Here is a 10,209-nt window from a genome sequence, read left to right as displayed (position 1 = left end):
GCTTGAGCCCGGCCACCCGGACCATGAAGAACTCGTCGAGGTTCGAGGCGAAGATCGCCAGGATCCTTGAGCTTCGAGCCCGCGGAGACCTTGACGCTGTAACCGGCCGGGATGTTGATCGGCTCGCCGGTCTGGGGGTTACGAGCGGTGCGAGCGGCACGGTGGGTGCGCTCGAAGGTCAGGAAGCCGGGGATCGTGACCTTCTCGTCGCCCTTGGCAACGATCTCGCCGACCGTCTCGGCGAACGCGGCCAGCACGGCGTCGGCGTCCTTGCGGGTCACCTCGGCGCGGTCGGCCAGCGCGGCCACCAGCTCACTGCGGTTCATGTTTGTACTCCCGTGTTCTTCTTGCCGTTGAGGCGTGCCATGCGGCTGGGCCGCATGTTGGGCAACAGCGAAGCCGATGCTGCCAGGGTCTCGGTCAGGCCCAGGACCCGGGTCCGGCTTCCGGACCCCGGCGCCCTGTGGGGGGCGCCCCCTGGACGCAGTCCTTGGGGAAGCATCCTGCCCCCACCAGCGGCGGTAAAGCCAATCCGGTGCCCCTGGGGGTCACACGGAAAGCCTTACCGCCCAGGGCCCGGGGCGGGTCGGGGGGCCTGCTTCCCGGCCACCCTAGAGGGCCCGGCGGGGCCCCGTGTTCCGCGACGCGCCGGTCCTCAGGCGCCCGTGACGCCTGTCACCACCACGCCGGCGGCCTTCGCCGCGTCGCGCACGGCACCGGCGACGGCACCCGCGACCTTGTCGTTGAAGACGCTGGGGATGATGTAGTTCGGGTTGAGCTCGTCCTCGCTCACCACGTCGGCCAGGGCCGTGGCGGCGGCCAGCATCATCTCCGTGTTGACCGTGCGCGACTGGGCGTCGAGCAGGCCGCGGAAGACGCCGGGGAAGACCAGGACGTTGTTGATCTGGTTCGGGAAGTCGGAGCGGCCGGTGGCCACGACGGCCGCCGTCTGCCGGGCGATCGCGGGGTCGACCTCGGGGTCGGGGTTCGCGAGCGCGAACACGATGGCGCCCTCGGCCATGGCCGCCACGTCGTCGCCGTTCAGCACGTTCGGCGCGGAGACGCCGATGAACACGTCGGCGCCCGCCACGGCCTCCTTGAGCGTGCCGGTCAGCCCTTCGGGGTTGGTGTTGTCCGCGATCCAGCGCAGCGGCGAGTCCTTGTCCGCGTCCTTGAGGTCCTCGCGGCCGGCGTGCACGACGCCGTGGATGTCGGCCACCACCGCGTTCTTCACGCCCGCGGCGAGCAGCAGCTTGAGGATGGCGGTGCCGGCCGCGCCCGCGCCGGACATGACGACGCGGATGTCGCCCATGCCCTTGTTCGCCACGCGCAGCGCGTTGGTGAGGGCGGCCAGGACGACGATCGCGGTGCCGTGCTGGTCGTCGTGGAAGACGGGGATGTCGAGGGCCTCGCGCAGCCGGGCCTCGATCTCGAAGCAGCGCGGCGCGGAGATGTCCTCCAGGTTGATGCCGGCGAAGCCGGGCGCGATCGCCTTGACGATCTCGACGATCGCGTCGGTGTCCTGGGTGTCCAGGCAGATCGGCCAGGCGTCGATGTCGGCGAACCGCTTGAAGAGGGCGGCCTTGCCCTCCATGACCGGCATGGCGGCCATCGGGCCGATGTTGCCGAGGCCGAGCACCGCGGAGCCGTCCGTCACGACCGCAACGGTGTTGCGCTTGATGGTCAGCCGGCGGGCGTCCTCGGGGTTCTCCGCGATCGCCATGCAGACGCGGGCCACACCCGGCGTGTAGACCATGGAGAGGTCGTCACGGTTACGGATGGGGTGCTTGGACTGCATCTCGATCTTGCCGCCGAGGTGCATCAGGAACGTACGGTCGGAGACCTTCCCGAGCGTCACGCCCTCGATCTTGCGCAGCTCCTCGACGATCTCGTCCGCGTGGGACGTGGAGCTGGCCGCGATCGTGACGTCGATCCGGAGCTTCTCGTGGCCGGAGGCGGTGACGTCGAGGCCGGTCACCGAGCCGCCGGAGGACTCCACGGCGGTGGTGAGCTGCGAGACAGCCGTACCGCTCGCGGGCACCTCCAACCGGACCGTCATCGAGTAGGAGACGCTGGGCGCCGTTGCCATGGCCGACTTCCTCTGCTTTCACCGTGTAGCTGTTGCCGTCCGATGGTCGCACCTACCGCCGAGTACGTGGTAGCCGCATCGGATTGTGAACGTTACGTTCACCGCACTTTCGGAAACTAGTTTCCACCATACGAGAAGTCGTGGCGAACAGGAAGAGGGGTCCGGAAACGAGAAGAGGCCCACGTCACAGGGTGACGTGGGCCTCTCTCTCCGTTCATGACACCGGCCCGCCATGCTCGCCTCGCGGCAAGTGGTCCCTCTAGGGGACGAAGGTTGGGCCCGGGGGCTTGGATCGAGCCGGTGCCTCCTCCACGGTACTGCATTCTCCCGCTCCACCCCAGACCCCGGAGCCGACCGGCGGCCCACGGGTCAGTCGCGCAGCAGGTCCGGCACCCCGTCCGCGTCCGGTTCGTCGCGGTCGGCGGAGACCACCGTGAGCTGCTGGGTGGCCCGGGTCAGCGCCACGTAGAGCACCCGCAGGCCCGCCGGGGACTCGTCGGCGATCTCGGCCGGGGAGACGACCACCGTGGCGTCGTACTCCAGGCCCTTGGCCTCCAGCGAGCCGAGCGCGACGACGCGCTCGCCGAGCCCGTCGAGCCAGCGGGCCGCCTCCGCGCGGCGGTTCATCGCCACGACGACGCCGACCGTGCCGTCGACCCGGTCGAGCAGCCGGGCGGCCTCCTGCCGCACGGTGCTGCCGAGCCGGTCGCGGACCACGCTGAAGCGCGGCTCGACGCCGGTGGAGCGGACCGCCGACGGGGAGTCGGAGCCCGGCATCGCCAGCGCGAGCACCTTCGCGGCCAGCTCCGCGATCTCGGAGGGGTTGCGGTAGTTGACGGTGAGGGTGAAGCGGCGGCGGGGGCGGCTGCCGAGCGCCTCGTCGCGGGCCTCGGCCGCCTCGTCCGGCGTCGACCAGGACGACTGGGCCGGGTCGCCGACCACCGTCCACGTGGCGTGCCGGCCGCGGCGGCCGACCATGCGCCACTGCATCGGCGTGAGGTCCTGCGCCTCGTCCACGATGACGTGCGCGTACTCGGTCCGCTCCTGGGCCAGGCGCTCGGCGCGCTCGCGCTGGGTCTCCTCGCGCCCCGGCATCAGCTCCTCCAGGCCGGTGAGCTGGTCCAGCGGGTCGTACTCGCGCTTCTTCCGCGGGCGCGCCGGGGCGCCCAGGACGGCGGTCAGCTCGTCGAGCAGGGCCACGTCGTGCACCGACAGCGCCTCGCGCCGCAGGGACCGGGCGACCTTGCGGACCTCTCCGGGGTTGAGGACGCGCCGGGCCCAGCGGCCCAGGCGCCGCTCGTCGGCCATCGCGGCGAGGACGGCGCGGGGCGTCAGCTCCGGCCACCAGGCGTCCAGGAAGTGCTGGAAGTCGTCTTCGCCCGTGATGTCCTCGTCGAAGGAGGAGCGCAGCTCGGCGGCGAGCTCGGGGTCCGTGTGCCGGCCGCCCGCGCCCGACCGCTCCCACAGGGCGTCCAGGAGCAGCCGGCGGGCGCGCGGGCGCAGGTGGTTGACGGGTGCCGTGCCGCTCAGGGCCGCCTGGCGGATGCGGTTCAGCTGGTCGGCCTCCAGTTCCAGGCGGCGGCCGAAGGCGACGACCCGCAGCCGGGTGGGCGTACCGGCGGGGGCCGGGGTCTCCTCGTCGGGCTCCTCGCCGAACGCGAGCTGTTCGGCCGGGGCCGGGGCCGGGCGGCCCGACTCCAGGGCCCCGCGGGCCGCCTTGCGCAGCACCTTCAGCATCCGTGACGAGCCCTTGACGCGGGCCACGGCCGGGCTGTCGTACTCGGTGGCCTCGGCGCCGTCGACCAGGGAGCCGACCGCACGGATCGCGACCTGGCCCTCCTCGCCGAGCGAGGGCAGCACGCCCTCGGTGTAGGCGACCAGGAGCGGGGTGGGCGAGACGATGAGGATGCCGCCCGCGTACCGGCGCCGGTCCTGGTAGAGCAGGTAGGCGGCGCGGTGCAGGGCGACCGCCGTCTTGCCGGTGCCGGGACCGCCCTCGACGTACGTCACGGAGGCGGCGGGCGCCCGGATCACCTGGTCCTGCTCGGCCTGGATGGAGGCCACGATGTCGCGCATGGAGTGGCTGCGGGCCTGGCCGAGGGCGGCCATCAGCGCGCCGTCGCCGACGGCGGGGAGCCGCTCGCCGTCCAGGTAGGCGGTCAGCTCGGGGCGCATCAGGTCGTCCTCGACGCCGAGCACCCTGCGGCCCTTGGAGCGGATGACGCGGCGGCGCACCACGCGGCCGGGGTCGACCGGCGTGGAGCGGTAGAACGGCGCGGCGGCCGGGGCACGCCAGTCGATGACCAGCGGCGAGTAGTCGGCGTCCAGGACGCCGATGCGGCCGATGTGCAGCGTCTCGGCGATGTCGGCGCTGTTGTCCGGGCGGACCGCGCCGTCGGCCGGTTCGACGGCCGTGTACGCGCCGTCCGGGCCCTTCTTGCCGTCCTTGCCCGGGAGCAGGTCGATACGGCCGAAGAGGAAGTCCTCGAACTCGTTGTTGAGCCGGCTGAGGTGGACCCCCGCCCGGAAGACCTGGGCGTCCCGCTCGGCGAGCGCGCCGGGCGTGCCGACCTGCCCGCGCTTCGCGGCGTCGTCCATCAGGAACTCCGCCTCGTGGATCTTCTCTTCCAGGCGGTGGTAGACGGCGTCGAGATGTTCCTGTTCGACACCGATCTCACGGTCACGAACGGAGTCCGTATCCGAGTCCACCGCTGGATCCTGCTGAGCCTGAGCGGCCACCGGGCCCCCTTCTGACGTGCTGGGCAGCCGTCAAAAATACGCGACAGGGGGCCCCGGCGGCTACGTCCGCGACGGCGGGGCCCACCGGGGACTCACGCGTTCACCTCCACGAGCCGCTTTCCGTCGAGGGTCTCCACCTCGAAACGGTCGATCTGGTCGCGGGAGAACGCCGCCCCTCCGTGCACGTACAGCGGGTACGTGGCGCTCTCGTGCGGGCTGGACGCGATGCCGTAGCCCCACTTCGGGACGGACCAGGTGGTGACCGTCTCGCGCGCGCCGTTCTTGCCGACGGCGACCAGGGAGCACTTCAGCGGCCCCTTGACGTTCTTCAGTTGCAGGACGGTGTGGGTGCCCCAGGCCTTCTTCTCCAGGCCGATCGTCGCGCTGACCTTCGTCGTCGCGTCGGTGGCGTGCACCTTCTCGTCCATGTGGTGGAAGAAGGCGTCCTCGGCGGGGCTGGTGGGGTGCGGCTCCGCGACGGCCCCGGTGCCGCCGTCGCCGGTCGCCGCCATGACCGCCAGCGGGCCGCCGATGATCAGGGCCGCGGCGGCCGCCGCCAGGGCGAGCCCCCGGCGCCGGCGGCGTCCCCGCCTGCGGGCGACCTCACCGGCCAGGGACCGGGCGAGGCGGGGGCCGGGCGTGGCCGCGAGGGACTCCCCCACGCGGCGCACCGCGGGCACGTCGCGCGCGTCCGGCAGATCCGCGAGCGCGGCGAGCACCGGCTCCATCCCGGCGAACTCCTCCAGCTGCGCCGCGCAGTACGCGCACGCCGCCAGATGGACCTCGAAGGCGCTCGCCTCCGCGTCGTCGAGGATGCCCAGCGCGTAGGCGCCGACGGTCTCGTGCACGTCTCCCGCCGGCCCGTCGCCGGACGGTCCCAGCCCCCCGTACGCCGCTGTCATGCCGTCACCCCCCGCTCCTCCAGCGCCAGCTTCATGGAACGCAGTGCGTAGAACACGCGGGAGCGCACCGTGCCGCTGGGGATGCCGAGCGTCGCGGCAGCCTCATTGACCGTACGCCCTTTGAAGTAGGTCTCCACGAGCACTTCGCGGTGTGCGGGCGTCAGGTCCTCCAGGGCGTCGGAGAGTGTCATCAGCCACAGCGCCTTGTCGATCTCGTCCTCCGCGGGGATGACCTCCAGCGGTGACGCGTCGACCTCCTGTGGCCGGGCCTGCCGGCTGCGGTGGCCGTCGATGACGATCCGTCGGGCGACCGTCACCAGCCAGGGGCGTACCGAGCCGGTCGCCCGGTTGAGCTGACCGGCGTTCTTCCAGGCACGGATGAGCGTCTCCTGCACGACATCCTCCGCGCGCTGCCGGTCCCCCGCCACCAGGCGGAGCACATAGGCGAGGAGCGGGCGCGCGTGCTCGGCGTAGAGCGCACGCATCAGCTCCTCGTCCGGCTCCGGGGGCCGGGGCGCGCGATGTCGGGCCCGGGAAGGGCGTTCATCGGCCACGGCGGAATCCTTGCGCACGCCTACCTCCGGTGTCCCCGCTTCGGCGATCCGGCCGTCTCTTCCCGGCTGGGCTCACGGGTGGGATACGTACGCGAACAGGCTTGTGTTCAAGGGGAGTTCGCGGCGCGGCGGGTCAGGCTCTGGCCAGGGCGGCCCGGCGACGGTGCCGGGCGACCCGCTCCCGGTTGCCGCAGACCTCGCTGGAGCACCAGCGGCGCCGGCGCCCGCGGGAGGTGTCGAGGTAGATGATCGGGCAGTTGTCGCCCGCGCACTGGCGCAGGCCGCCGCGGACGGCGGGGTCGGTGAGCAGCTCGACGGTGTCCCGGGCGACGGCGGCGAGCAGCGCCGGGCAGCCCGGTTCCTCGTGCAGGGCGCGGACCAGGGCGCCGTCGGTGGCGCGGACGGCGCGGGGGGCCGGCGGGGCGGCGCGGGCGAGCAGGTTGACGCGGTCGAGGGCGGCCGGTGCGGGGCGGCCGGCCAGTTCGCCGCGGACCGACTGCCCGACGAGGCCGCGCAGTTCGCGGAAGGCGGCGAGCCAGGCTCCGGTACAGGCGGGCAGCGCCGCGGGGTCGGGGACGAGGCCCGCGCCGACGAGCCAGGCGCAGAGCCGGTCGGTGGAGGTGAGGCGTTCGCCGGGGTGTGCGGTGGCGACCAGGTCCAGGCAGAGACGTCCGGAGTCGAACCGCAGCTCATGGAGGAGCGGAAGAGGGGGGAGGGAGGGGGGCTCTGTGGGTACTGCTGCCATGTCCTCTACAGTGCCCGTCCCGGCCCGCCGCCGTAACCCCCGGTGAGGCGGGGTTACTTGGGGAGGTGCGCGGGCGGCCCGTCGTGCACAGCCGCTGGAAGAGGACGTGGTCGCGCCATGCGCCGTCGATGTGCAGAAAGCCGGGGGCGAGGCCGATCTCGGCGAAGCCGCATTTGGTGAGCACCCGCTGGGACGCCTTGTTGTCCACGAGGGTGCCCGCCTCCAGGCGGTGCAGGCCGAACTCCTCGCGGGCGGCGCGGCCGACGACACGGCCACCGGCCGCCGTGTCGAACAGCAGCCACATCGCGCCGCCCGGCTCGGCTATCCGCTCGGCCTGCGTACGCGGGCCGCGCCCGCCGGTGAACGGGGTCCGGCCGGCCCCGGCACGCCCTACTCGGGTGCGTACTTCGCGTCGGAGGAGGCCGGGTCCAGGGAGAGGCGGTAGCCCCGTTTCACCACCGTCTGGATCAGTTTCGGGGTGCCGAGTGACACTCTGAGGCGGGCCATCGCCGTCTCCACCGCGTGTTCGTCGCTGCCCGCGCCGGGCAGCGCGCGCAGCAGGTCCGCGCGGGAGACCACCCAGCCGGGGCGGCGGGCGAGGGAGCGCAGCAGGGCCATGCCGGCGGGCGGCACCGGGCGCAGTTCCCCGTCGACGACGACCGCGTGCCCGCGCAGTTCGACGCGGTGGCCCGCCACCGGCAACGTCCGGGCGCGGGCGGGCAGTTCACGGCAGAGCAGCTGCACCAGCGGGCCGAGCCGGAACCGCTCCGGCTGCACCGTCGGGACGCCGTGCGCCTGGAGCGGCAGCGCCGTCACCGGGCCCACGCACGCCGGGACCGCGTCGTGCTCCATCGCGGCCAGCAGCCCGGGCAGCAGGCCGCGCTCCCGCGCCCGGTCCAGCAGGGACGCGGCCGCCGGCGCCGAGGTGAACGTCAGCGCGTCCACCCCCCGCGCCACCGTCGCGTCCAGCAGGCGGTCGACCGGCCCGATGTCCTCCGGCGGCATCCACCGGTACACCGGCACGCCCACCACCTCGGCCCCGGCCTCGCGCAGCGCCTCCACGAACCCGGGCAGCGGCTCCCCGTGCAGCTGGACCGCGACCCGCCGGTCCTGGACCCCCTCGGCGAGCAGCCGCTCCAGCACCTCGGCCATCGACTCCGACGAGGGCGACCACTCCTCGGTCAACCCCGCCGCGCGCACCGCCCCCTTCACCTTCGGGCCGCGGGCCAGCAGCTCCACCCCGCGCAGCCGGGCGAGCAGCGCCTCCCCCAGGCCCCAGCCGTCGGCCGCCTCGATCCAGCCGCGGAAGCCGATCGCGGTCGTCGCCACCACGACGTCGGGGGCGTGGTCGAGCAGTTCCTTGGTCGCGGCGAGGAGTTCGCTGTCGTCGGCGAGCGGCACGATCCGCAGCGCGGGCGCGTGCAGCACCGTGGCGCCGCGCCGCCGGAGCAGCGCGATCAGTTCGTCGGCGCGGCGCGCGGCGGTCACGCCCACGGTGAAACCGGCGAGCGGCCCGTGCGGCGGCCCGGCCCCGGGGTCCTGCTGTGCCTCGTCCATGCTGTTCTCGTCCCGCTCGACGGTCGTCCGTGCGCTGCTGTCCTGCCGTGGTTCCGAGCCTGTCAACACAGCGTGACAGACCCGGATCCGGGCGATTGCGGGCATGTTACGTGCGCGGTGCTCACACCTCGGCGTAGCTGAGCTGCGGCTCCGCCCCGGCGCCCGGCGCGGCCACGGAGCGCGCGGCCGCCCGGCGAAGGTATACGGCCCAGGTCACCGCGGAGCACACCGCGTAGAAGACGAGGAAGGAGACGAACGCCCCGGTCCCGGTGCCGGCCGTCTGGAAGGACTGGCGGAACGCGAGGTTGATGCCGAGTCCGCCGAGCGCCCCGACCGCGCCGATCAGCCCCATGGAGGCGCCCGAGAGGCGGCGCCCGTACGCGGTCGCCGCCTCGCCGGTGAGGCCGAGCCCGCGCGCCTTGGCCTGGAAGATGCCCGGGACCATCTTGTACGTGGACCCGTTGCCGAGGCCGCTGAGCACGAACACGACGATGAACGCGACAGTGAACAGGGCCAGGGACTTCTGGACCGAGGCGAGGATCACCACGGCCGTCGCCGCGGCCATCGCCACGAAGTTCCCCAGCGTGATGCGGGCCCCGCCGAACCGGTCCGCGAGCCGGCCGCCGACCGGCCGGATCAGCGAGCCGAGCAGCGGCCCGATGAAGGTGACCCCGGCCGCCTGGAGCGGCGTGCGGCCGAACTGGGTCTGCAGGACGAGCCCGAAGGCGAACGAGTAGCCGATGAACGAGCCGAACGAGCCGACGTACAGGAACGCCATGATCCAGGTGTGGCGGTCCTTGACGGCGTCCCACGCGGCGCCGGTGTCGTTCTTCACCGTCGCCAGGTTGTCCATGAACAGGGCCGCGCAGAGCGCCGAGAGCAGGATCAGCGGGATGTAGAGGCCCAGCAGGACGCGCGGGCCGCCGCCGGCGCCGATGACGGTGAGCGCGACGAGCTGGATGACGGGGACGCCGATGTTGCCGCCGCCCGCGTTCAGGCCGAGCGCCCAGCCCTTCTCGCGCATCGGGAAGAAGGAGTTGATGTTCGTCATGGAGGAGGCGAAGTTGCCGCCGCCGACCCCGGTGAGCGCGGCGCAGAGCAGGAACGTGCCGTACGAGGTCCCGGGCTCCATCACCACGAACGCGGCGATGGTCGGTGCCAGCAGCAGGCTCGCCGCGACGACCGTCCAGGTCCGGCCGCCGAACACCGCGACCGCGAAGGTGTAGGGCACGCGGGCGAAGGCGCCGACGAGCGTGGCCATCGAGACGAGGAAGAACTTGCCCGCCGGGTCGATGCCGTACTCGGGCCCCATGAACAGGACCATGACCGACCACAGCGTCCAGACGGAGAAGCCGATGTGCTCGGAGAGGATGGAGAAGACGAGGTTGCGCCGGGCGACGCGGGCGCCGGTCTCCTCCCAGAACGCGGTGTCCTCGGGGTCCCACCGTTCGACCCACTCGCGGGTCCGGTTCCGGACTGCCATGCACGCCTCCAGGGTCGCGGTTCCTGCTCGACGCGACCGACGGTAGGCAGGCCGGATTTCCGGACTGTGGCGGGCGGTGACCCCTGGGGAACGTTGCTCTCACCCGGCCCCGCGGCGCGCCGTGAGGCGCCGGCCCGGGG

8 protein-coding genes and 2 pseudogenes are annotated in these 10,209 nt (G+C 73.1%); all 10 read right to left on the bottom strand.

Annotated features, from left to right (window positions below; genetic code table 11):
* Positions 1-55, bottom strand: a 55-nt coding sequence (locus tag ABZY33_RS16575; protein WP_356492282.1) for a hypothetical protein, incomplete at its 3' end; no start/stop codon positions are given.
* Between the two features lie 7 nt (positions 56-62).
* Positions 63-326: pseudogene (locus tag ABZY33_RS16570) on the bottom strand (HU family DNA-binding protein); the annotation flags it as partial.
* Between the two features lie 329 nt (positions 327-655).
* Positions 656-2,089, bottom strand: a complete 1,434-nt coding sequence (locus ABZY33_RS16565) for an NAD-dependent malic enzyme (protein WP_356492275.1) — start codon at positions 2,087-2,089, stop codon at positions 656-658.
* A 369-nt stretch (positions 2,090-2,458) separates the two neighbouring features.
* Positions 2,459-4,828 (bottom strand): UvrD-helicase domain-containing protein, encoded by a 2,370-nt coding sequence (locus tag ABZY33_RS16560; protein ID WP_356492274.1) that lies wholly within the window; start codon positions 4,826-4,828, stop codon positions 2,459-2,461.
* A gap of 92 nt (positions 4,829-4,920) precedes the next feature.
* On the bottom strand, positions 4,921-5,730 hold the full coding sequence (locus ABZY33_RS16555; RefSeq protein ID WP_356492273.1) for a zf-HC2 domain-containing protein: 810 nt from the start codon (positions 5,728-5,730) through the stop codon (positions 4,921-4,923).
* Entirely contained in the window at positions 5,727-6,302 is a 576-nt protein-coding gene (locus tag ABZY33_RS16550) for a sigma-70 family RNA polymerase sigma factor (RefSeq protein WP_356492272.1), read from the bottom strand. The genes ABZY33_RS16555 and ABZY33_RS16550 overlap by 4 nt, the downstream gene beginning before the upstream one ends.
* A gap of 115 nt (positions 6,303-6,417) precedes the next feature.
* A complete protein-coding gene (locus ABZY33_RS16545; RefSeq protein ID WP_356492271.1) occupies positions 6,418-7,029 on the bottom strand; it encodes an ABATE domain-containing protein in 612 nt (203 codons plus the stop codon).
* A 53-nt stretch (positions 7,030-7,082) separates the two neighbouring features.
* Positions 7,083-7,285: pseudogene (locus ABZY33_RS16540) on the bottom strand (GNAT family protein); the annotation flags it as partial.
* Between the two features lie 134 nt (positions 7,286-7,419).
* Positions 7,420-8,586 (bottom strand): uroporphyrinogen-III synthase, encoded by a 1,167-nt coding sequence (locus tag ABZY33_RS16535; RefSeq protein WP_356492270.1) that lies wholly within the window; start codon positions 8,584-8,586, stop codon positions 7,420-7,422.
* Positions 8,587-8,707: 121 nt separating this feature from the next.
* On the bottom strand, positions 8,708-10,069 hold the full coding sequence (locus ABZY33_RS16530; RefSeq protein WP_356492269.1) for a nitrate/nitrite transporter: 1,362 nt from the start codon (positions 10,067-10,069) through the stop codon (positions 8,708-8,710).
* Between the last annotated feature and the right edge of the window lie 140 nt (positions 10,070-10,209).

This window comes from Streptomyces sp. NPDC006552 (assembly GCF_040611655.1).
Lineage (GTDB): Bacteria > Actinomycetota > Actinomycetes > Streptomycetales > Streptomycetaceae > Streptomyces.
This window is presented reverse-complemented; position numbering and strand designations above follow the sequence as displayed.

What these genes read in the sequence shown, in the direction of transcription:
- ABZY33_RS16565 (WP_356492275.1), bottom strand. Translation starts at nt 2,089, where the DNA reads ATGGCAACGGCGCCCAGCGTCTCCTACTCGATGACGGTCCGGTTGGAG.
- ABZY33_RS16555 (WP_356492273.1), bottom strand. Translation starts at nt 5,730, where the DNA reads ATGACAGCGGCGTACGGGGGGCTGGGACCGTCCGGCGACGGGCCGGCG.
- ABZY33_RS16545 (WP_356492271.1), bottom strand. Translation starts at nt 7,029, where the DNA reads ATGGCAGCAGTACCCACAGAGCCCCCCTCCCTCCCCCCTCTTCCGCTC.
- ABZY33_RS16535 (WP_356492270.1), bottom strand. Translation starts at nt 8,586, where the DNA reads ATGGACGAGGCACAGCAGGACCCCGGGGCCGGGCCGCCGCACGGGCCG.
- ABZY33_RS16530 (WP_356492269.1), bottom strand. Translation starts at nt 10,069, where the DNA reads ATGGCAGTCCGGAACCGGACCCGCGAGTGGGTCGAACGGTGGGACCCC.